We start from the raw sequence: 399 nt of genomic DNA, 5'->3' as shown, positions 1-399 counted from the left end.
ATCTTGTCCACTCGCCATTGGCGTTGCAGAGTTTGAGCTGCTTTGTATAGAACTGGACGAACTAGTCAGATTGTTTCCAATCATCTTATCAGTACTATCATTACGCCCCGCTCCTACCAAAATACAAAAAAACATGACCACTATTGTGACTGTTATACCTGTTATTATAATTTGTTTTTGATATTTTTCCCAAATTTCTTCCAACATTTTTGCACCTCCTTAGCTAACAGAAGATACAAAAAAAGATTGGAATTTATTTTCCAATCCTTTAAATAGTCATTTTAGTCTTGATTTTAATAATACTTCCACAGTTTCAGGACTAGGCCTTTAATGCTTCCGCCCATTTTTACAACTTCTTTAATTAAACTAGACGAGGTAAATTCCCACTTAGAATTAGCT

At 34.3% G+C, this 399-nt stretch carries 1 protein-coding gene; it reads right to left on the bottom strand.

Going from position 1 to position 399, the window contains the following annotated elements; translation table 11 throughout:
* Positions 1-207: hypothetical protein (locus C1J00_RS48780; protein WP_219728431.1), on the bottom strand; the 207-nt coding region annotated here is incomplete at its 3' end.
* Positions 208-399 lie beyond the last annotated feature (192 nt).

This window comes from Streptomyces cahuitamycinicus (assembly GCF_002891435.1).
Classification (GTDB): domain Bacteria; phylum Actinomycetota; class Actinomycetes; order Streptomycetales; family Streptomycetaceae; genus Streptomyces; species Streptomyces cahuitamycinicus.
This window is presented reverse-complemented; position numbering and strand designations above follow the sequence as displayed.